The sequence below is a fragment of the Streptomyces sp. NPDC041940 genome, assembly GCF_055589465.1.
In genome coordinates this window covers 510,147-529,889 of record NZ_JBVJBP010000001.1, presented here as the reverse complement: position 1 = coordinate 529,889, position 19,743 = coordinate 510,147, and the positions used below count along the sequence as shown (strand labels likewise).

The following is a 19,743-nucleotide window of genomic DNA, read 5'->3' as shown; positions in this document are numbered from 1 at the left end:
ACGGTCTCTTCGGGGAAGTCGGGGCGATCGGTCGGGGCGTGGGAGGGGGATGTCGTGTCGGTGGTGAAGGAAGCCGGGGACGCCGGGCATGCCCGGTGGACGTTCCGGCTGCGTGTGTCGTCGACCGCTGAGCGTGCACTGCTGGCGGAGTGGGACCGGTGCCGGTGGATCTGGAACGAGTCCGTCGCCAAGTCCAAGCAGACCGACCTCTGGAACAAGAACCGCCCCGAGGAAGCGGACAAGGCGACGTGTGGTCCGGCCCGGCTCGACACGATGCTGACCGAAGCCCGCGCGCGGACGCCGTGGCTGCGTGAGGGCTCATCGGTTCCCCAGCAGCAGATCATCCGCGACTTCGGCAAGTCCCGCGCGAAGGCGCACAAGGACATCCGCGAACGTCTGCCGCAGCATCGCCGGGCCGGGATGCCGAAGTACAAGAAGAAACGTGAGGCCGACCCGAGTCTGAACTACACCAAGCGTGGCTTCCGGCTGAAGGGCGGCCGTCTGCACCTCGCCGGGAGCATCGTCCTGACGGTCGTGTGGTCGCGGGATCTTCCCGGCGAAGCGTCCTCGGTGCGCGTGTACCGCGACAGCCTCGGGCACTGGTACGCCTCGTTCGTCGTGCCCGCCGAGGTCCAGCCGCTGCCCCGGACCGGCCAGGTGATCGGGATCGACTGGGGCGTCCGGGAGACCGCGACCACCACCAGCGACGCCCACGACCTACCCCACTCCCGGCACGGGGAGAAGGCCCGGACGAAGCTGTCGCGCTACGACCGCATGATGGCCCGCCGTAAACCCGTCAAGGGACAGGCAGCGTCCAAGGGCTACCGCGAAGCGAGGAAGCTGCGGGCCAAGGTGTACAAGAAGGTGTCCCGGCAGCGCCAGGACACCGGCCGCAAGTGGGCCAAGCGCGTGGTGGCCGACCACGACGCCATTGCCGTGGAGGACTTCCGCCCGAAGTTCCTCGCGAGGTCGACCATGGCGAGGAAGGCCGCCGATGCCGCCATCGGCGCCACCAAGAAGGCCCTGTTGGAAATGGCCCACAAGCACGGCAGGATCGTGCACCTGGTCCATCCCGCGCACACCACGATGGACTGCGCGCAGTGCGGAGCGAGAACCAAGCACGCACTACCGCTCTCAGAACGAACCTACGCCTGCACCGCGTGCGGAACCGTCTCGCCCAGAGACAAGAACTCCGCCCGCGTGATGCTGGCCCGGGCTGGTCTCACCCCGGCTGGTGCTGATGGCGCAAGACCTGGCGGAACGCTGTTCCGCCAGGCAGCCTGAGCCAGGAATCCCCCTCGTTCACGAGGGGGAGGATTCAATCGTGTTCATACGGCGAAGCTAGAACCTCAGGTCGACCTGAGGTCAAGCGGGGACAATGACCTCATGAAGATCGGAGAGGTCGGACAGCGTCTCGGAGTGGCGGTGCATGTGCTCAGGCACTGGGACGACATGGGCGTCGTCGTGCCCGACCGCACAGCGTCAGGTCAGCGCGTCTACAGCGAGGAGCACCTCCACCGCTTGCGGGTCCTGCGGGCCTGCCAGGGCGTCGGCATGAGCCTGCCGGAGATCCGCCAGGTTCTGCACCGAGATGAATCGGAGCGGCAGGGCGCGATCGAGCGGCAACTCCACCGGATCCGGACGCAGCGAGCGCAGCTCGAGGATGCCGAACGATTCCTCGGCCATGTGATCAACTGCGAGCACGATCTGCTCACCAGGTGCGACGCGTGCACGAGCTACGCCCAAAGCATCCCCCTGCACGAGAACGAGCATGTGGCGCCGACGCCGACGCCAACGCCCTGACAGCCCACGGACACACAGAGCGGCAGCCCGTGGGACCGACCCCACGGACTGCCGCCCGAGTCACAGCACCGGCGTACCGGCGACCGTCAGTGGCGCACCGCCTCCGCCTCCTGCGGAACATGGCTCGCCACGATCCGCTCGCGTCCGGCGGCCGGCGCCCGGCGCCGGTCCACCGTGTACGCCAGCGCCGCCACGGCCAGGCCGAGGACGGCCAGGGCCGCGCCGGCCAGGGCCGGGGAGGTGACGCCGAAGCCCGCAGCCAGGGCGAGGCCGCCGATCCAGGCGCCGCCGGCGTTGGCCAGGTTGAAGGCGGCCTGGTTGGCGGAGGAGGCCAGGGACGGGGCCGAGGAGGCCTTCTCCATGACCATCAGCTGGAGCGGGGAGCCGGTGGCGAAGGCCGCCATGCCGAGCAGGATCACGGCCACGGCCGCGGTCGGCTCCGTGCGCATCAGCAGCGGGAAGAACGCCAGCACCACCACGAGGGACCCCAGGCCGCCGAACAGCGTGCCCCGCAGGGAGTGGTCGGCCAGCCGGCCGCCGAGCAGGTTGCCCGCGGTCGCGCCGACGCCGAACAGCGCCAGCAACAGGGTCACGCTGGCACCGGCGTAGCCGGCGGCGTCCGTGAGCATCGGCGTGATGTAGCTGTACGCCGAGAAGAGGGCGCCGAAGCCGGCGACCGTCGTGCCGAGCGACAGCCAGACCGGGAGGGAGCGCAGGGCGGCGAGTTCGCCGCGCAGGCCCTGGGCGGTGGTGTGCTCGTGGTCGTGCGGGATCAGGAACGCGAGCGCGGCGATCGCCGCCAGGCCGATGGCGCTGACGCCGAGGAAGGTCGCCCTCCAGCCGAGGTTCTGGCCCATGAGGGTCGCCACGGGCACGCCCGCGACGTTCGCGACCGTCAGGCCGAGGAACATCAGGGAGACCGAGCGCGCCTTGCGCTCGGGGGCGACCATGTTCGTCGCGACGACGGCGCCCACACCGAAGAAGGCGCCGTGCGGCAGGCCGCTCAGGAAGCGGGCCGCGAGCAGCCAGCCGTTGTCGGGCGCGAGGGCCGACAGGGCGTTGCCCACGACGAACAGTCCCATCAGGCTGATGAGGACCGTGCGGCGGGACATCCGGGCCGTGACCGCGGCCAGCAGGGGGGCGCCGATGACGACGCCCAGCGCGTACGCCGACACCAGATGGCCGGCGCTGGGTATCGAGATGTGCAGGTCGTCCGCGACATCGGGCAGCAGCCCCATCATCACGAACTCGGTGGTACCGATGCCGAAGGCGCCCACGGCGAGGGCGAGCAGGGCCAGGGGCATGAGGAAGCCTTTCGAGTCTTGCTGGGGGATCCGTACTTTGTATGTTCAAGTACGGAACAAAGTCTCTCAGGGCTGCTATTCCTCGTACGGCCGCACTCAGCCGTCTGTGGCGACCTTCACACGGGCGGCGATCGGCAGATGGTCACTGCCCGTCTCCGGGAGGGTCCAGGAGCTCTCCGGCTTCAGGCCCCTGACCATGATCTGGTCGATGCGCGCCATCGGGAACGACGCCGGCCAGCTGAACCCGAAGCCGTTGCCGGCCGCGCCCTGCGTGGAGCGCATCTGCGAGGTGACGGCGTTGAGCGCGCGGTCGTTCATGGTGCCGTTCAGGTCGCCGAGCAGGACGACGTTCCTCAGCGGCTCGCGGGAGATGGCCTCACCCAGGAACTCCGCGCTCCGGTCACGCTGCCGGGCCGTGAAGCCGGCCTCCATCTTGACGCGTACCGACGGCAGGTGGGCGACGTAGACCGCGACCTGCCCGGACGGGGCGGTCACGGTGGCGCGCATCGCCCGGGTCCAGCCCAGGTCGATGTCGACGTCCCGCACGCCGGTCAGCGGGTACTTGCTCCACACTCCGACCGTGCCCTGCACCGAGTGGTAGCGGTAGGTCGACGCCAGCGCCTTCTCGTACGTCGGGACGGCGGACGCCGTCAGTTCCTCCAGGGCCACGACGTCCGCGCCGGAGGCGGCCACGTCACGGGCGGTGCCGGACGGGTCCGGGTTGTCGGCGTTGACGTTGTGCGTGGCCACGGTGAGGTCGCCGCCGGTGGCGGTCTTGTCGCTGAGCTGGCCGCCGAAGAGGTTCAGCCAGACCAGCGACGGCAGCAGCAGCGCGACCAGCGCGGTCGCCGACCTGCGGACCACGGCGAGCACGAGCAGCACCGGGACGAACAGCCCCAGCCAGGGCAGGAACGTCTCGATGAGGCTGCCCAGGTTGCCGATGGTGTTGGGGATGTGCGAGTGCACCAGCATGACCACGGCCAGCAGCACCGCGCACAGGGCCACGAACAGACCGCGCCGCCACATCCTCGGGTCGCCCCGTCGGCCGCCCGCCAAACGGTCGAACAGGCGCCGAAGCCGGTTTCCCCGGCGCTCGGGCCCCGAGCCGCCGTTGTCCGTCTCCGTCATGTACGCCTGCTGCGCCATACCGTCGCCTCACTGCCTGCCGTGCACACCATCGCCCCCGTGTCCTTACGACCCTAGGGGATGATCCGTTCCGTTCCCGCCGTCCGTCGACGGCCGTACGGGGGCGAGGACGAACGAGTCCGCGCGGCGAGTTCCGGTCACCGCCTGTGAAAGCGCCCTCTGTGACGAAACGCGCACACTAGGACGACCGCGAGACGGAACTGACGGACGGTGAGCCATCAGGGCGCCCGCCGGGGCGCAGCCCTTCGAGCAGGGTGTCGACGACCTGTTCGGCGAGGCTCTCCGGCAGGTCGGCGTCCGGGTGCAGGACGGCGCGCAGCAGCAGCGGGCCGACGAACAGGTCGTTGAGCAGGTCGAGGTCGACGTCCGTGCGCAGTTCGCCGTTCTCCTGGCCGCGGCGCATGACCTCCATGCCACGCCGGCGGCGCGGTTCGATGACGGTGGCGTGGTACGCCGCCCAGATCTTCGGGCTGCTCTTCATCTGGGCGTGCACGCTGTGCAGGATCGCCGAGGAGCGGTTGGCCAGTCCGCGCAGCCGCACCTGTTCCAGCAGGACCACGAGGTCGTCGCGCATGGAGGTGCCGGGGAGCGGCGGGTCCGGGAGTTCGGCGGCGCGTACGACGTCGACGAAGAGTTCCTCCTTGCCGCTCCAGCGGCGGTAGATGGTGGCCTTGCCGACGCCGGCGGTGCGGGCGACGCGCTCGATGGACAGCTCCCCGAGGGGCACGCCCTCCTCCAGGAGCCTCATCACGCCCTCGATGATGGCGCGTTCGACGGCCTCGCTTCTGGGGCGGCCCCTCGGGGGGCCGTCGTTCGGGGGGTGCCGTTCGGCGAGGCTCACGTCGCTCCGTCCTTTGCCGGCTGGTGGGTTGCTGTCGTGGGTTGCATTGTCGCGCAGGGTCACGACCGCGCGTCCGACAACTCCTTCTCCTCCTCCCCCTGCTCGGGGGCCGGGGGCTTCCCGGGCAGGAACAGCGCCACGACAACGGTGCCGATGAGGGCGACGCCCGCGCCCCACAGGGCGGTGATGTGCATCGCGTGCAGGAACGCGTCGTAGGCGGGGGTGACGAGGGACTTGCCCTCGGGGCCGAGCTTCGCCGCGACGCCGAGCGTGGCCTCGATGGACTCGCCCGCGGTGTGGCGTACGGCGGGCGGCAGCGCGCCGAGCTTGTCCTCGATGCCGTTGCGGTACGCCGTGGACAGCACCGAGCCGAGGACGGCGATGCCGAGGGCGCCGCCGACCTGCCGGAAGGTGTTGCTGAGCGCGGAGGCGGAGCCGGCCTTCTCGCGGGGCAGGGCCTGCATGATGACGACGCTGACCGGGGTCATGATGTGCGCCATGCCGGTGCCCATGAGGAAGAAGACGACCTCCAGGATCCAGATGGGCGTGTCCGCGTCCAGGGTGGCGAAGGCGGCCAGCATCGCGGCGATGAGCAGCATTCCGGCGGTCGTGGTGGCCTTGTTGCCGAAGCGGTCGACCAGCAGCCGCGCACGCGGCGCGAAGATCAACTGGGCGGCGGCCAGCGGCAGCATCAGCAGGCCGGTCTGCAGCGGCGAGTAGCCGCGCACGCTCTGCGTGTAGAAGACGGAGAAGAAGGTGACGCCCATCAGTGCGAAGAACACCAGCGCGATGGCGGCGATGGCGGACGAGAAGACCTTGTCCTTGAAGTACGTGACGTCGATGGACGGATGGTCGCTGCGCTTCTCGAACACCACGAAGGCGACGAGGACGGCGAGACCGGCGCCGATCGTCGACAGCACGGTGGCGTCGGTGAAGTCGGCGAGCTGGCCGCCCTTGATGATGCCGTAGACGAGCAGGACCAGGCCGACGACGGAGAGCACGACGCCGACGGGGTCGACACGGCCCGGCTTCGGGTCGCGGGAGTCGGGCACCAGCCACAGCATCAGTGCGAGGGCGAGCAGCACGATCGGCACGTTGATGAGGAAGACCGAGCCCCACCAGAAGTGGTCGAGGAGCACGCCGCCGGTGATGGGGCCGATGGCGATGGCGAGGCCGACGCCGCCCGCCCAGATGCCGATGGCCTTCGGTTGCTCCTCGCGCTCGAAGACGTTCATGAGCACGGCGAGGGTGGCGGGCATGACGAACGCGGCCCCCAGGCCCATCACGGCCCGGAAGGCGATCAGCTCCCCCGGCGAGCCGGAGAACGCGGCGAGCGCGGAGCCGATGCCGAACACGGCGAGGCCGCCGAGCAGCACCTTCTTGCGGCCCAGCCGGTCGCCGAGCAGCCCGGCGGTGAACAGCAGGCCGGCGAAGACGAGGGTGTAGGCGTTGATCGCCCACTCCAGCTCGCTCTGCGTGGCCCCCAGGCCGGTCGGGGCCGGGGTGGAGATCGTCTTGATGGCGACGTTCAGGATCGAGTTGTCGAGGACGACGATCAGCAGGCTCAGCATCAGCGCACCGAGGATCGCCCAGCGGCGTCGGTGCACCGCTTCCGGTATCCGGGGGCCGGTGGGGGCGGCGCGGTCGGCAGGAGTAGTCATACCGTCGAGCGTAGAACCATTTCGATACGAGACCGTCTCGTATTGGAATACCCTTACCGAGCTCTTACTCGCGCCGCGCCTCGGGGCGCCGACGGAACTCACAGGGGCTCCCCTAGCCCTGACTGGCACGAGGTGCCACCATGGACGTGGTCCGGGGACGCCGTCAGGGCGCCTCGAGATGACGTGTGAGGAGCCGTGCAATGACGCAGCTTTCGGCTGCCCAGAGCGCCAAGACGCTGTACGGGGGCAAGGGCACCCGCCGTATCACCGTGCGGGACATCGCCGCCGCCAAGGAGCGGGGCGAGAAGTGGCCCATGCTCACCGCCTACGACGCGATGACCGCGTCCGTGTTCGACGAGGCCGGCATCCCGGTCATGCTCGTCGGCGACTCGGCGGGCAACTGCCACCTGGGGTACGAGTCGACCGTGCCCGTCACCCTCGAAGAGATGACCATGCTGTCGGCGGCGGTCGTACGGGGCACCTCGCGCGCCCTGATCGTCGGCGACCTGCCCTTCGGCTCCTACCAGGAGGGTCCGGTGCAGGCGCTGCGCTCGGCGACCCGGCTGGTGAAGGAGGCGGGCGTGCAGGCCGTGAAGCTGGAAGGGGGCGAGCGGTCGCACGAGCAGATCCGGCTGCTCGTCGACTCCGGCATCCCGGTCATGGCACACATCGGCCTGACCCCGCAGTCCGTCAACGCGATGGGCTACCGCGTGCAGGGGCGGGGCGAGGAGGCGGCCCAGCAGTTGCTGCGGGACGCGAAGGCCGTGCAGGACGCGGGCGCGTTCGCCGTGGTGCTGGAGCTGGTTCCGGCGGAGCTGGCGGCCGAGGTGACGCGGGTGCTGCAGATTCCGACGGTGGGCATCGGGGCCGGCCCCGAGACCGACGCGCAGGTGCTGGTGTGGACCGACATGCTGGGTCTGACCGGCGGGCGCGTCCCCAAGTTCGTGAAGCAGTACGCCGACCTGCGTGAGGTCATGAGCGGCGCGGCGAAGGCGTTCGCCGAGGACGTCGTCGGCGGAACGTTCCCGCAGGAGGAGCACTCCGTCCACTAGAGCCACAGCGGTACCACGGGCGGCCCGTCGACCTTCCCCCAGTCGGCGGGCCGTTCCCGTGTCGAGGCCCCGCCACCGGTCTGTCGGTTGCTTGTCGGTGGTTTGTCGGTGGGCACTGAGACCGTCTGTCTCATGACGCGAATCGACACACACGCCGGCGGCGCCGCGGTCACCGTGCGGGGGCTGGTGAAGCACTACGGCGAGACCAAGGCACTGGACGGGGTCGACCTGGACGTGCGGGAGGGCACCGTCATGGGGGTGCTCGGCCCGAACGGGGCCGGCAAGACGACCCTGGTGCGGATCCTGTCCACGCTGCTCGCTCCCGACACCGGCCGGGCCACCGTCGTCGGCTACGACGTCGTACGGCAGCCCCGGCAGCTGCGCCGGGTCATCGGGCTCACCGGGCAGTACGCCTCCGTGGACGAGAAGCTCTCGGGCTGGGAGAACCTGTACATGATCGGGCGGCTGCTCGACCTGCCCCGCAAGAGCTCCCGGGCCCGGGCCGACGAGCTGCTGGAGCGCTTCTCGCTCACCGAGGCCGCCAAGCGGCCCGCGGCCACGTACTCCGGAGGCATGCGGCGGCGGCTGGACCTGGCCGCGTCGATGATCGGCCGGCCGGCCGTGCTCTTCCTGGACGAACCGACCACCGGGCTCGACCCGCGCACCCGCAACGAGGTGTGGGACGAGGTCAAGCGCATGGTCGGCGACGGCGTCACCGTGCTGCTCACCACCCAGTACATGGAGGAGGCCGAGCAGCTCGCCACCGAGCTGACGGTCGTCGACCGCGGACAGGTCATCGCGGGCGGTGCCATCGAGGAGCTGAAGGCGAAGGTCGGCGGCCGTGCGCTGCGGATACGCCCGGCCGATCCGGTGCACCTGCGGCCCCTCGCCGCCGCGCTGGACGAACTGGGGATCACCGGGCTCGCGACCACGACCGTGGACACCGACCGGGGCGACGTCCTCGTGCCGATCCTCAGCGACGAGCAGCTCACCGCCGTGGTCGGCGCGGTCACCTCGCGCGGCATCACGCTCTCCTCCATCACCACCGAACTGCCCAGCCTGGACGAGGTGTTCCTGTCCCTCACCGGTCACCGCGCCAGTGCGCCGCAGGACACCACGCCCGCCGACGACCGTCAGGAGGTCGCCGTATGAGCGCCGCCACCGCAGCCCTCCACGAAGGCGAGGCGGACGCCCGGATCTCGCCGCGCGCCCACCTGCGCCACACCGGGGCCCTGATACGCCGCAATCTGCTGTGGATCCGCAAGGACCCGGAGTCGATGGCCGACGCGCTGCTGATGCCGGTCATCTTCACCCTGCTGTTCGTGTTCGTGTTCGGCGGCTCGATCGGGCAGGCGCTGGGCGGCGGGCAGGACCAGTACGTGCAGTACGTGATCCCCGGCATGATCGCGATGATGAGCATGACGCTGTCCCAGGGCGTCGGCACCGGCTTCAGCCAGGACTTCAACTCCGGTGTCATGGACCGCTTCCGGTCGCTGCCGATCGGCCGCGGCTCGGTGCTCTTCGCGAAGATCTCGGTGGAACTGCTGCGGATGCTGTTCGCGACCGCCGTGCTGATGATCGTCGCCGTGGCGGTCGGGTTCGAGATCACCAACTGGCCCGGTCTGCTCGCGACGGTGGCCCTGTCCACCGCGTTCGCCTCGTCGATCATGTGGGTGTTCCTCACCCTGGGCGTGATCATGAAGAACGCGCAGTCCGTGCAGGCGATGGGCTTCCTGGTGCTGTTCCCGCTCCAGTTCGGCTCGTCGATCTTCGCGCCGACGACCTCGATGCCGGGCTGGCTGCAGGCCTTCACCGACTACAACCCGCTGTCCACGCTGGCGGACGCCGCGCGCGGTCTGATGGTCGGCGGGCCGGTCGCGCACGATCTGTGGGTGACGCTCGGCTGGTCGGTGGCGATCACTGCGGTGATGGCTCCGATCGCTATCCACAAGTTCCGCACGAAGAGCTGAGCGGACGGTCCCGGCTCGCGTCAGACCAAGGCGGCGGCCTCCTCGGCGGAGAGGCCGCCGCCTTCCGCGTACGCGGCCTGGTACGCCGGGTCGCCGAGCACCGCGCGGGCCCGCCGTTCCGCCCGCTCGCGGGTCTCGCGCTCCTGCCGCGGGGCGACATGGCCCGGCGGCAGGAGACCGTCGGCGGCGCCGAGGCAGCGGGCCGCGTCGCGGGCGCGGTGCCCGCCGTCGAGGCCGGCCAGGGCCCCGGCCCCGATGGTCAGGTACACCGCCCGCATATGGGGGGCGATGACCTGCGAACGCGGGTCGGCGGCACGCTCCAGCGCCTTGCGGATGAGGTCCAGGCACTCCGCGTGCCGCCCCTCCATGGCGTCCAGCCAGGCCTCGGCGCCGAGGATGAACGCGTCGAAGACGATGAAGTGGGCGATACGGAAGTCCCGCCGCAGCCGCCGCAGTTGCTCGCGTGCCTCGGGGACCCGGCTCGTCAGCCCCAGCCAGACCGCCAGGAAGAGGCGGGCGGCGGGCATGGCCTCGCTGATCGAGTCCCCGCGCTCGGCGATCACCTCGCGCAGCAGCCGCTCGCCGCGCTCGGCCTCGCCGGACTCCAGCAGCGCGTTGCCGAGCCGGGCGGTGAGCACGGCCGTCTGGCCGTGGGCGCCGAGGTGTTCCGCGTGCCCGATGGCCGCCTCGTAGTCGGCGGCGGCCAGGGCGTAGGCCCCCCTGCGTTCATGGGTCTCGGCGCGTGCGGACAGGGCCTCCGCGGTGCCCCAGGCGTCGCCGAGACGCCGGTAGATCTCCAGCGACTCACCGGCGTCCCGGGCGGCGTCGCCCGCCCAGTCGGTGCGGTTGGCGAGGAAGTTGGCCCGCATCTGGAGACCGGAGGCCAGCTCCCATTCGAAGCCGGGGGTCTCCCGGCAGGTGCGGATGGACGCCTCCATGACGACGCGCAGCCGGTCCATGTCGCCGGTCAGCATCACGGCGAAGAACCAGAGCAGGCCGGGGAGCCGGCAGGTCTGCGGGAGACCGGGCTCGTAGGTCTCGGCGATGATCTGCAGCTTCCGCTGCGCCAGCGGGGTCTGCCAGGCGTCCAGCTCGGTGTCCATGCAGGCGAGATGGGCCAGGTGGACCCCGCGCCGGGCCTCCAGGAGGACCTCGCCGGTCATCGGGGGCGGGGCGTCCGTGCAGCGCCGCCAGACCGGGGCGGCGGGGCGCACGGGCTCGGTGAAGGGGTCCGGGCCGAGGGCCATGACCTCGCGGCACCAGGTGCGGGCGTCGATGCGCAGGTCGCGCATCTGCCAGTACCAGACCAGGGACAGCGCCAGGCAGAGCGCCTCCTGCTCGTCACGCAGGGCGACGGCGTGGCGCAGGGCGGTGCGCAGGTTCTCGTACTCCCGCTCCAGCCGGTGGATGGCGGCGAGCTGGCCCGGGCCGTGCAGCAACGGGTCGGTGGTACGGGCGAGTTCACGGAAGTACGTCAGATGGGCCCGCTCGGCCCCGGCGCGCTGTCCGGCCTCGTCCAGCCGCTCGGCGGCGTACTCGGCGACGGTCTCCAGCAGCCGGTAGCGCATCTCGCCGTCGGCCGACTCCTGGGGCGGGGCGGCCACGACCAGGGACCGGTCGACGAGCGAGCCGAGCGCCTCCAGGGCGACCGGCCCGCACACCGCCTCGGCGGCCGGCAGGTCACAGCCGCCCGCGAACACCGACAGCCGCCGCAGCACGTCCCGTTCGTCCTCGTCGAGCAGATCCCAGGACCAGTCGACGACGGCTCTGAGGGTCTGCTGCCGGGGCAGGACGGTACGGCTGCCGGAGGTGAGGAGACGGAAGCGGTCGTCGAGCCGGTCCGCGATCTGGCGGGGCGTGAGCATCCGCAGCCGGGCGGCGGCGAGTTCGATGGCCAGGGGCAGACCGTCGAGGCGCCGGCAGATCTCGGCGCACGCCCCGGGGTCGTCCTGGACGCGGAAACCGGGCCGGGCCGCCACGCCCCGCTCGGCGAGCAGCCGCAGCGCGACCGGCTCGGGCAGCGGCTCCACCGGCCGCAGCAACTCCCCCGGTACGCCCAGGGGTTCACGGCTGGTGGCGAGGACGGTCAGGCCCGGGCAGCGCTCCAGCAGTTCCTCGGCGAGCCGGGCGGCGGCGTCGGCGACGTGCTCGCAGTTGTCGAGGATCAGCAGCATGCCGGGGCGGGAGCAGTGCTCGGCGAGCCGCTCGACGGGGTCGTCGAGCCGGTCGGCGACGGCGGCCCGCATGCCCTCGGCGCCGGCGCCGTACAGCACGGTCTCCCGAGCTCCTACGGCGGTGAGCACGGCTTCCGGAACAGCGGCCGGGTCGTCGACCGGGGCGAGTTCGGCCAGCCAGACGCCGCCGGACATGGCGGGCCGTACGGTCTCGGCGGCCTCCTGCGACAGCCGTGTCTTGCCGGCCCCGCCGGGCCCGAGCAGCGTGACCAGCCGGGCGGCGGTGAGATCGCCGCGGATGGTCTCGATGTCGCTCTCACGGCCGATGAAGGAGGTGAGCCGGGCCCGCAGGTTGCCGACCGGCCGGTGCTCGGCGGCGGACGCGGGATTCTCTCCGAGGCTCAGCAACTCCCCGTGCAGGGAGCGCAGTTCCGGCCCCGGGTCGGCCCCCAGCCGGTCGGCGAGCAGCCGCCGGGCCTCCTCGTAGGCGTCCAGGGCCTCCGCCGTGCGGCCGGCGTCGCGCAGGGCGCGCAGGCGCAGGGTCTGGAGGGGTTCGTCCAGGGGGTGGCTGTCGCACAGGGCGGTCAGCTCCGGCAGGGACTGCTCGGCCTGGCCGAGGGCGAGGGCGGCGGTGTGGCGGGCGCGCAGGACGTCCAGGCGGCGGGTGTCCCGGCGGGCCGCCTCGGCGGTGCGGTCGGGCAGGTCGGCCAGGGCCGGGCCGCGCCACAGGGCGAGGGCGTCGTCGAGGATCACGGCGGCCTTGGCGGGGTCACCGTCGGCCAGGGCCCGCAGTCCCTCGCCGGCCAGCCGCTCGAACCGGTGCAGGTCGACGTCGTCGGGCGCGGCCGTGAGCCGGTACCCGCCCTCGGCGGAGGCGACCGCGTCCGCCCCGAGCGCCCGCCGCAACCGCCCGACCAGCGCCTGCAGCGCCGCCGGGCCGTCGGCGGGCGGCGCACCGTCCCACACCTCGTCGACGAGCAGCCCCACGGGCACGGTACGGCCGGCCCGCAGAGCGAGCACGGTCAGCAACGCACGCAACCGCGCCCCGCCCACCGAGACGACCGTGCCGTCGGTGCGGAGCGCTTGCGTGGTGCCGAGGATGCGGTAGCGCACGGGGTCCATTGTCTCCGGTGGTACGAGCGGGGTCACGGCGATATGCCGTGCGGCGGGTGGACGGGGTCGGGGTGGGGGTGGGGGTGGGGGTGGGGAGGAGCTTGGACAGGGTCAGGGCGCTGGGCTCGGGGTCGGGCTCGGGGAGTCCGTGGCCGGTATCTCCAGGGTCGCGATCACCCCGGACTCGCGCTGTCGCCCGCCGCGTCCGTCGTCGGTCTCGGTGAACCACTCCGGGCACCGTTCCACCCCCCGCAGCCACCGCTCCCCCGCGACCGGCTCGTAGGAGCGCGAGCCCGGCGCGGTCTCCGCCCAGGCCTGGGTCAACACCTGCACGGCCCGCACCCGGCCCCGGGCCTCCGGCCACCTCGCCCCGTGCCGCTCGACCGACAGCAGCCCGGCCGACCTGGCCCAGTCCCCAGGCCTCGGCCGCCGGTCCTCGTCGCTGTCGGGGTCCCCGCCCAGGGCCACTGTGAGGCCGGTCTCCTCCCGCAGGACCCGGACGCCGCCCACGTCCTCCACCGGCCCGGCGACCTTCGTGAGCTGGTCGTGCCAGCCGCCGCCGAGCACCAGGTCCGAGTCCTGGAGCAGCAGCGGCCAGCTCACCTCCTCCCCCACCGCGAACACCGTGCCGCAGCACTCCATCTGCCAGTCCGCGTAGAACACGTGCCAGAGCCCCATGCCCCCACCCTCTCCGGAACCGACCGCCCCGCGCGAGACGTTTTATCCGTCGGCCCGGTACGGTCGGGCAGTCCCATCACGTGTCCGAAGAGTGCAGGGAGCCCCATGACCACCGCCACCAGCCGCCACAGCGAGCGCCGGATCAGTCCCGTGTTCGTCGGGATCATGGCCGTGACGGCGGTCACGGGCTGGGCGACCTGGACCGGGTTCGCGGAGCAGCCCGGCGTCGCCGTGTTCCTCTTCGTGACGGCGGCCTGGATCGTCTCCCTGTGTCTGCACGAGTACGCGCACGCGCGCACCGCCCTGCACAGCGGCGACATCTCGATCGGCGCCAAGGGCTATCTGACCCTGAACCCCTTGAAGTACACACACGCCCTGCTCAGCATCGTGCTCCCGGTGATCTTCGTGATCATGGGCGGGATCGGCCTGCCCGGTGGCGCGGTGTTCATCGAGCGGGGGCGGATCCAGGGGCGCTGGAAGCACAGCCTGATCTCGGCCGCGGGTCCGCTGACGAACGTGCTGTTCGCGATCGTGTGCACGGCCCCGTTCTGGCTGGACGCCCTGGACGGCGTGCCGAGCGACTTCCGGTTCGCCCTGGCCTTCCTCGCCCTGCTCCAGGTGACGGCCGCGCTGCTGAACTTCCTGCCGGTGCCGGGCCTGGACGGCTACGGCGTGATCGAGCCGTGGCTGTCGTACAAGATCCGGCGCCAGGTGGAGCCGTTCGCGCCGTTCGGCCTGCTGTTCGTGTTCGCGCTGCTGTGGCTGCCCGCGGTGAACGGCGTGTTCTTCGACGTGATCGACACGATTCTGAAGTCGCTCGGGATCAGCGACCTGGAGACGTACTGCGGTCAGGAGCTGTACCGCTTCTGGCAGGGCGGCAGCGAGTTCTGCTCAGTCAGTCCGTGACCGACTTCTGGGCCCTGGCGCGCCGCAGGTAGTACCAGGTCATGTTCGACGACAGCCCGGCGAGCAGCACCCAGACGATCCCCAGCCAGCTGCCCTGCACGAAGGAGACCACGGCGGCGGCCACGGAGAGGACGCAGACGATCAGGGCGTAAACGGCGAGGCGGGGCATTTCGGTCGACTCCTGTCGGGGGACACTGCTACGACGCCCAGTGTCCCCCATGCACCTCACCGGCTCACACGTCGGTGACGCGCAGCCCGGCGTGTGCCTTGTAGCGGCGGTTCACGGAGATCAGGTTCGCCACCAGCGACTCCACCTGGTGGGCGTTGCGCAGCCGCCCCGCGAAGATGCCGCGCATACCGGGGATACGGCCGGCCAGCGCCTGGACGATCTCGACATCCGCCCGCACCTCGCCGAGCACCATCACGTCGGTGTCGATCTCGTCGATCTCCGGGTCCTGGAGCAGCACGGCCGACAAGTGGTGGAAGGCGGCGGTGACCCGGGAGTCCGGCAGCAGGGCGGCGGCCTGCTCGGCGGCGCTGCCCTCCTCGGGCTTGAGCGCGTAGGCGCCCTTCTTGTCGAAGCCGAGCGGGTTGACGCAGTCGACGACGAGCTTGCCGGACAGTTCCTCGCGCAGGGATTCGAGGGTCTTGCCGTGGCCGTCCCACGGCACGGCGACGATCACGATGTCGCTGCGGCGCGCGGTCTCGGCGTTGTCGGCGCCCTCGACGCCGTGCCCGAGTTCCCCGGCCGCCGCATGGGCGCGCTCGGCGGCACGCGAACCGATGATCACCTTCTGGCCGGCCCGGGCGAGCCGGTAGGCGAGGCCCTTGCCCTGGGGGCCGGTTCCGCCGAGCACACCGACGACGAGTCCGGAGACGTCGGGCAGGTCCCAGGGGTCCTTGGCGGGGGCCTTCTGGGCGTTGTCGGTGGCAGCACTGTCGGTAGAGGTCATGGCCCCGACTCTACGTCCGCCCCGGTGGGCCCGATGTCTCCCCCGGCCGTTCGCCTCTGGCACGGGTGAGCGACCCAACTGCCCGGGCCGGGCGAATCCGTGGCGACTCCCTCCTCACCCGCGACCGGCTCGGGCAGGATGCGGCGCATGGATGCCGTACGGGTCGCGCTGCTGCGGGAAGTGCTCGCCGGAACCGAGTGGCTGGGCGCCACGCGGCGGTTCGCCGGGGCGCTGCGCGGGTCGGTGGTGTCGCACGGGGGCGGGCTGCTGCTCGTGGGCACGCCGGAGTACGAGCCGTGGCATCTGGCCGCGCATCTGGTGGACGAGGCCGCGTGGTCGGGCACGCCGGAGCTGGCCCCGACACTGGTACGGCACGACGCGCGCCCCTGCGACCCGGCGCACCTGGCGGTCGGCCTCGGGCGACTGGAGGCGGCCCGGCGGGGCGAGACGCTGCTGGTGGTGTCCCCCGAAGGACCCGGACCCGCCGCGCCACTCCTCGAACGGGTGTCCGACGCCCGGCGCGCCGGTGCGACGGTCCTGACCCTCGGCCCCGACGCGGGCGAACTGCCGGCGATGGCCCACGAGAACCTGGCCGTCCCCACCGGCTCGGAACTGGACCTGGACACGGTCCAGCACCTGGTCAGCGCGGCAGCCGGCGAGAACGCCCTGCCGACCCCACGAGGCCGCCACCGCTTCCGGGACAGGGTGTCGAGACTGGCGGAACACCTGACGGCGCCCCCTCCGGCCCGCTGGTGACATCTCCGCAGCCGGCCTGCCGATCCTGATCAGCGGCCACAGTCAAGGCCCCACCCCGGCCGCGGCCCTCTCCGGTCCCGAAAAGCAGTTGTCCGTCGCCACCCCGACCCAGAGCATGGCCCTTCGTGACCGACGACTCCCCAGAACGCTCCCCCGGCCCGCGCGCCCTGCTCCCCGACCTGTCCCCCTGGCGGGCCTCCGCCGACTTCCGCCGGCTGTGGATCTCGGGGCTGATCTCCAACTTCGGGACGTTCCTGACGTTCGTCGCCCTGCCGGTGCAGCTGAAGGAGCTGACGGGGTCGGCCGCGGCGGTCGGGGCCATCGGGGCCGTGGAACTGGTGCCGCTGGTCGTGTTCGGGCTGTACGGCGGGGCTCTCGCCGACGCGTGGGACAAGCGGAAGCTGATCGTGTGGACGGAGGCGGGGCAGGGCCTGCTCAGCGTGGTGCTGCTGGCCAACGCGCTGCTTCCGCGGCCCGCCGTCTGGCCGCTGTACGTCGTCGCCGCCCTCTCCTCCGCGCTGGTGTCCGTGCAGCGGCCCGCACTCGACTCGCTCTGGCCGCGGATCGTGGCCTACGACCACCTGCCGGCGGCGGCCTCCCTTAACGCGCTGCGCTGGACGGTCGGCGGCGTCGCGGGCCCGGCGCTGGCAGGCGTGGTGGTGGCTTACGCCGGTGTCGGCTGGGCGTACGGCGCCGACCTGGTCACCTTCGTCGTGTCCGTGCTGCTGGTCGTGCGCATCGCCGGCTCCCCGGCGTCCCACGACTCGGTGAAGCCGTCGCTGCGGGCCATCGCCGAGGGCGCCCGGTACGCGTGGGGCCGCAAGGAACTCCTCGGGACCTACGCCGTCGACCTGGCGGCGATGTTCCTGGCGATGCCACTCGCCGTGCTGCCCTTCCTCGCGGACGAGTTGGACGCCGAGTGGTCACTGGGGCTGATGTACGCGGCGGTCCCGGCGGGGGCCCTGCTGGTGAGCCTGACCAGCGGATGGACCTCGCGGGTGCACCGGCACGGCCGGATGGTGGTGCTGGCGGCCGCGCTGTGGGGTCTGGCCATCGCGGGCGCCGGGGTCGCCGTCAACGTGTGGCTGGTACTGCTGTTCCTGACCCTCGCCGGCGGCGCCGACATGGTCAGCGGCGTCTTCCGCGCGGCCATGTGGAACCAGACCATCCCGGACGAGCTGCGCGGCCGTCTCGCCGGGATCGAGCTGCTGTCGTACTCGGTGGGACCGACGGTCGGTCAGATGCGCAGCGGCGGTTTCGCGGCCTGGCTGGGGGTGCGGACGTCGGTCTGGTCCGGCGGGCTGCTGTGCGTGGGCGCGGTGGCGCTGCTGGCGGTGTGCCTGCCGAGGCTCATGACGTACGACGTGCGGGTCAACGAGCACGCGGTGCGGCTGCGCGAGAAGCGCGCAGCCGCCAAGGCGTGATCAGTCCTCGTCCCGGCCGCCCGCCGGGGCGTCGTGCCACTTGGGGTCGTTCTCCCACTGGAGGTTGCGCTCGCGGGCGGTCGCCATCGCGTGTTCGGCCTCCGTGCGGGAGGCGTACGGCCCGAACCGGTCCTTGTTGGGGCACTCCGGCCCCTCCTCGACCTTCTTGTGCTCCAGGCAGTAGTACCACTCACCCGGCTTGCCGACCGTGCGCTTCTTGAACAGGGCCATGACCAGCTCCTCTCGCCATCGACATGTTCCCCCATGGGCGCTGGTTAGACTCGCTGGCATGTCTGGCCAGTCGCTGCTCGCACCGGGGGAGCTGTCCCCCACCCGTCCCGTGCCCGGAAACATCCGTCGCCCCGAGTACGTCGGCAAGCCCGCGCCGACGCCTTACACCGGACCGGAGGTGCAGACCCCCGAGACGATCGAGGCGATGCGCGTCGCCGGCCGGATCGCCGCCCGGGCGATGGCGGAGGCCGCGAAGCTCATCGCCCCCGGGGTGACCACGGACGAGCTGGACAAGGTGGCGCACGCGTACATGTGCGACCACGGCGCCTACCCCTCGACGCTGGGCTACCGCGGCTTCCCGAAGTCGCTGTGCAGCTCGGTCAACGAGGTCATCTGCCACGGCATCCCGGACTCCACCGTCCTGCGCGACGGCGACATCATCAACCTCGACGTGACGGCGTACATCGGCGGCGTGCACGGTGACAACAACGCGACGTACCTGGTGGGCGAGGTCGACGAGGAGTCGCGGCTGCTGGTGGAGCGGACGCGGGAGTCGCTGAACCGCGCGATCAAGGCGGTCCGGCCGGGCCGGCAGATCAACATCATCGGCCGGGTCATCGAGTCGTACGCCAAGCGCTTCGGCTACGGGGTGGTCCGGGACTTCACCGGCCACGGCATCAACAGCTCGTTCCACTCGGGCCTGATCATCCCGCACTACGACTCCCCGCACGCGACGACGGTCATCCAGCCCGGGATGACGTTCACGATCGAGCCGATGCTGACGCTCGGGACGCACGAGTACGACATGTGGGACGACGGCTGGACGGTCGTCACGAAGGACCGCAAGCGGACGGCCCAGTTCGAGCACACGCTGGTGGTGACGGACACGGGCGCGGAGATCCTCACGCTGCCTTAGCGCCGCGCGCACACCCGGCTACACGGCCCGCTCTCCTCGGAGGGCGGGCCGTTCGCTTGCCCTCGGGAGGTTTTTACCGACATCGCGTCGGGAAGTTTACCGACAACAGGTCGGCAAGGCTATTGACTTAGGTTAGCCTAACCATAGAAAGTATCGCCCATGGAATCCTTCTCGACCCTCATTCGGACCGCTTCCCGAGAGCAGCACGAGGAGGTCAGGGGCTCGACCTTCATGAGCGACCTGCTGGGGCACAAACTGGGCGTCGACGCGTTCGCGCGCTACACGGAGCAGCTGTGGTTCGTGTACGGGGCGCTGGAGTCGGGGGCCGCGCGGCTGGCGGCGGACCCGGTGGCCGGCCCGTTCGTCCGCCCGGAGCTGTTCCGTATGGCCTCGCTGGAGCAGGACCTGGAGTATCTGCGCGGCCCCGGCTGGCGGTCGGGCGTCGGCGCGCTGCCCGCCACGCTGGAGTACGCGGAGCGGATCGCCGAGTGCGCCAGCGCCTGGCCGGCCGGCTATGTCGCCCACCACTACACCCGCTACCTCGGCGACCTCTCCGGCGGGCAGATCATCCGCGACACGGCCGAGAAGGCGTGGGGTTTCCCGAAGAAGGGCGACGGGGTCCGCTTCTACGTCTTCGAGCAGATCTCCAACCCGGCCGCCTTCAAGCGGAGTTACAGCGCGCTGCTGGACGCGGTGCCCGGCGACGAGCTGGAGCGGCAGCGGGTCGTGGCCGAGTGCAAGCGGGCGTACGCGCTGAACAACGCGGTCTTCGAGGAGCTGGGCGCGGAGTTCTCGCTGTCGGCCTGAGACGGTCC

19 protein-coding genes are annotated in these 19,743 nt (G+C 71.5%); 10 read left to right on the top strand and 9 right to left on the bottom strand.

The window, feature by feature from the left end:
* The first annotated feature begins 54 nt into the window (after positions 1-54).
* Together ACZ6I3_RS02270 and ACZ6I3_RS02265 are read left to right on the top strand one after the other, a co-directional pair.
* Positions 55-1,284 (top strand): RNA-guided endonuclease InsQ/TnpB family protein, encoded by a 1,230-nt coding sequence (locus ACZ6I3_RS02270; RefSeq protein ID WP_469410960.1) that lies wholly within the window; start codon positions 55-57, stop codon positions 1,282-1,284.
* Positions 1,285-1,386: 102 nt separating this feature from the next.
* A complete protein-coding gene (locus ACZ6I3_RS02265) occupies positions 1,387-1,803 on the top strand; it encodes a helix-turn-helix domain-containing protein (protein WP_469410959.1) in 417 nt (138 codons plus the stop codon).
* A gap of 86 nt (positions 1,804-1,889) precedes the next feature.
* On the opposite strand, the gene ACZ6I3_RS02260 is transcribed toward ACZ6I3_RS02265, so the two are convergent.
* The 4 genes from ACZ6I3_RS02260 to ACZ6I3_RS02245 form a co-directional block, all read right to left on the bottom strand.
* Positions 1,890-3,107: an MFS transporter gene (locus tag ACZ6I3_RS02260; RefSeq protein ID WP_469410958.1), complete on the bottom strand. Its 1,218-nt coding sequence runs from the start codon at positions 3,105-3,107 to the stop codon at positions 1,890-1,892.
* A 96-nt stretch (positions 3,108-3,203) separates the two neighbouring features.
* Positions 3,204-4,133, bottom strand: a complete 930-nt coding sequence (locus ACZ6I3_RS02255) for an endonuclease/exonuclease/phosphatase family protein (RefSeq protein ID WP_469411670.1) — start codon at positions 4,131-4,133, stop codon at positions 3,204-3,206.
* Between the two features lie 298 nt (positions 4,134-4,431).
* Positions 4,432-5,094, bottom strand: a complete 663-nt coding sequence (locus ACZ6I3_RS02250; RefSeq protein WP_469410957.1) for a TetR/AcrR family transcriptional regulator — start codon at positions 5,092-5,094, stop codon at positions 4,432-4,434.
* A 59-nt stretch (positions 5,095-5,153) separates the two neighbouring features.
* On the bottom strand, positions 5,154-6,755 hold the full coding sequence (locus ACZ6I3_RS02245; RefSeq protein WP_469410956.1) for an MFS transporter: 1,602 nt from the start codon (positions 6,753-6,755) through the stop codon (positions 5,154-5,156).
* 200 nt (positions 6,756-6,955) lie between these two features.
* Here ACZ6I3_RS02245 and panB point away from each other — a divergent pair, with 200 nt between their 5' ends.
* The 3 genes from panB to ACZ6I3_RS02230 all read left to right on the top strand — a co-directional run bounded on the left by panB (position 6,956) and on the right by ACZ6I3_RS02230 (position 9,777).
* The gene (gene panB / locus ACZ6I3_RS02240) at positions 6,956-7,807 is read left to right on the top strand and encodes a 3-methyl-2-oxobutanoate hydroxymethyltransferase (RefSeq protein ID WP_469410955.1); all 852 of its coding nucleotides are present in this window, start codon (positions 6,956-6,958) and stop codon (positions 7,805-7,807) included.
* Between the two features lie 132 nt (positions 7,808-7,939).
* Positions 7,940-8,959 (top strand): ATP-binding cassette domain-containing protein, encoded by a 1,020-nt coding sequence (locus ACZ6I3_RS02235; RefSeq protein WP_469410954.1) that lies wholly within the window; start codon positions 7,940-7,942, stop codon positions 8,957-8,959.
* The gene (locus ACZ6I3_RS02230; RefSeq protein WP_469410953.1) at positions 8,956-9,777 is read left to right on the top strand and encodes an ABC transporter permease; all 822 of its coding nucleotides are present in this window, start codon (positions 8,956-8,958) and stop codon (positions 9,775-9,777) included. Before ACZ6I3_RS02235 ends, ACZ6I3_RS02230 begins: the two co-directional genes overlap by 4 nt.
* Before the next feature lie 20 nt (positions 9,778-9,797).
* Here ACZ6I3_RS02230 and ACZ6I3_RS02225 read toward each other — a convergent pair whose 3' ends face one another.
* Positions 9,798-13,073, bottom strand: a complete 3,276-nt coding sequence (locus tag ACZ6I3_RS02225) for a BTAD domain-containing putative transcriptional regulator (protein ID WP_469410952.1) — start codon at positions 13,071-13,073, stop codon at positions 9,798-9,800.
* 102 nt (positions 13,074-13,175) lie between these two features.
* Positions 13,176-13,742 (bottom strand): DUF6578 domain-containing protein, encoded by a 567-nt coding sequence (locus tag ACZ6I3_RS02220; protein ID WP_469410951.1) that lies wholly within the window; start codon positions 13,740-13,742, stop codon positions 13,176-13,178.
* Positions 13,743-13,847: 105 nt separating this feature from the next.
* Here ACZ6I3_RS02220 and ACZ6I3_RS02215 point away from each other — a divergent pair, with 105 nt between their 5' ends.
* Positions 13,848-14,648 carry a site-2 protease family protein gene (locus tag ACZ6I3_RS02215; protein ID WP_469410950.1) on the top strand — a complete coding sequence of 267 codons (801 nt, stop codon included), beginning with the start codon at positions 13,848-13,850 and terminating at the stop codon, positions 14,646-14,648.
* Here ACZ6I3_RS02215 and ACZ6I3_RS02210 read toward each other — a convergent pair.
* Both ACZ6I3_RS02210 and npdG read right to left on the bottom strand, forming a co-directional pair.
* A complete protein-coding gene (locus ACZ6I3_RS02210) occupies positions 14,638-14,868 on the bottom strand; it encodes a hypothetical protein (RefSeq protein WP_469410949.1) in 231 nt (76 codons plus the stop codon). The genes ACZ6I3_RS02215 and ACZ6I3_RS02210 overlap by 11 nt on opposite strands.
* Before the next feature lie 13 nt (positions 14,869-14,881).
* Entirely contained in the window at positions 14,882-15,601 is a 720-nt protein-coding gene (gene npdG / locus ACZ6I3_RS02205) for an NADPH-dependent F420 reductase (protein ID WP_469410948.1), read from the bottom strand.
* 147 nt (positions 15,602-15,748) lie between these two features.
* Between npdG and ACZ6I3_RS02200 the strand changes: the two genes are divergently transcribed.
* Positions 15,749-16,357 carry a hypothetical protein gene (locus ACZ6I3_RS02200; protein ID WP_469410947.1) on the top strand — a complete coding sequence of 203 codons (609 nt, stop codon included), beginning with the start codon at positions 15,749-15,751 and terminating at the stop codon, positions 16,355-16,357.
* Between the two features lie 125 nt (positions 16,358-16,482).
* Complete coding sequence (locus tag ACZ6I3_RS02195) at positions 16,483-17,781, top strand: MFS transporter (RefSeq protein WP_469410946.1); 1,299 nt, start codon at positions 16,483-16,485, stop codon at positions 17,779-17,781.
* On the opposite strand, the gene ACZ6I3_RS02190 is transcribed toward ACZ6I3_RS02195, so the two are convergent.
* The gene (locus tag ACZ6I3_RS02190; protein ID WP_328414638.1) at positions 17,782-18,012 is read right to left on the bottom strand and encodes a hypothetical protein; all 231 of its coding nucleotides are present in this window, start codon (positions 18,010-18,012) and stop codon (positions 17,782-17,784) included.
* Between the two features lie 58 nt (positions 18,013-18,070).
* Here ACZ6I3_RS02190 and map point away from each other — a divergent pair, with 58 nt between their 5' ends.
* Together map and ACZ6I3_RS02180 are read left to right on the top strand one after the other, a co-directional pair.
* Positions 18,071-18,928: a type I methionyl aminopeptidase gene (map, locus tag ACZ6I3_RS02185; RefSeq protein WP_469410945.1), complete on the top strand. Its 858-nt coding sequence runs from the start codon at positions 18,071-18,073 to the stop codon at positions 18,926-18,928.
* Between the two features lie 159 nt (positions 18,929-19,087).
* Positions 19,088-19,735 carry a biliverdin-producing heme oxygenase gene (locus tag ACZ6I3_RS02180; RefSeq protein ID WP_469410944.1) on the top strand — a complete coding sequence of 216 codons (648 nt, stop codon included), beginning with the start codon at positions 19,088-19,090 and terminating at the stop codon, positions 19,733-19,735.
* Positions 19,736-19,743 lie beyond the last annotated feature (8 nt).

Coding starts and splice junctions, on each gene's coding strand:
- ACZ6I3_RS02265 (WP_469410959.1), top strand. CDS start 1,387: ATGAAGATCGGAGAGGTCGGACAGCGTCTCGGAGTGGCGGTGCATGTG.
- ACZ6I3_RS02260 (WP_469410958.1), bottom strand. CDS start 3,107: ATGCCCCTGGCCCTGCTCGCCCTCGCCGTGGGCGCCTTCGGCATCGGT.
- ACZ6I3_RS02255 (WP_469411670.1), bottom strand. CDS start 4,133: ATGTGGCGGCGCGGTCTGTTCGTGGCCCTGTGCGCGGTGCTGCTGGCC.
- ACZ6I3_RS02245 (WP_469410956.1), bottom strand. CDS start 6,755: ATGACTACTCCTGCCGACCGCGCCGCCCCCACCGGCCCCCGGATACCG.
- panB (WP_469410955.1), top strand. CDS start 6,956: ATGACGCAGCTTTCGGCTGCCCAGAGCGCCAAGACGCTGTACGGGGGC.
- ACZ6I3_RS02235 (WP_469410954.1), top strand. CDS start 7,940: ATGACGCGAATCGACACACACGCCGGCGGCGCCGCGGTCACCGTGCGG.
- ACZ6I3_RS02230 (WP_469410953.1), top strand. CDS start 8,956: ATGAGCGCCGCCACCGCAGCCCTCCACGAAGGCGAGGCGGACGCCCGG.
- ACZ6I3_RS02225 (WP_469410952.1), bottom strand. CDS start 13,073: ATGGACCCCGTGCGCTACCGCATCCTCGGCACCACGCAAGCGCTCCGC.
- ACZ6I3_RS02220 (WP_469410951.1), bottom strand. CDS start 13,742: ATGGGGCTCTGGCACGTGTTCTACGCGGACTGGCAGATGGAGTGCTGC.
- ACZ6I3_RS02215 (WP_469410950.1), top strand. CDS start 13,848: ATGACCACCGCCACCAGCCGCCACAGCGAGCGCCGGATCAGTCCCGTG.
- ACZ6I3_RS02210 (WP_469410949.1), bottom strand. CDS start 14,868: ATGGGGGACACTGGGCGTCGTAGCAGTGTCCCCCGACAGGAGTCGACC.
- npdG (WP_469410948.1), bottom strand. CDS start 15,601: ATGACCTCTACCGACAGTGCTGCCACCGACAACGCCCAGAAGGCCCCC.
- ACZ6I3_RS02200 (WP_469410947.1), top strand. CDS start 15,749: ATGGATGCCGTACGGGTCGCGCTGCTGCGGGAAGTGCTCGCCGGAACC.
- ACZ6I3_RS02190 (WP_328414638.1), bottom strand. CDS start 18,012: ATGGCCCTGTTCAAGAAGCGCACGGTCGGCAAGCCGGGTGAGTGGTAC.
- map (WP_469410945.1), top strand. CDS start 18,071: ATGTCTGGCCAGTCGCTGCTCGCACCGGGGGAGCTGTCCCCCACCCGT.
- ACZ6I3_RS02180 (WP_469410944.1), top strand. CDS start 19,088: ATGGAATCCTTCTCGACCCTCATTCGGACCGCTTCCCGAGAGCAGCAC.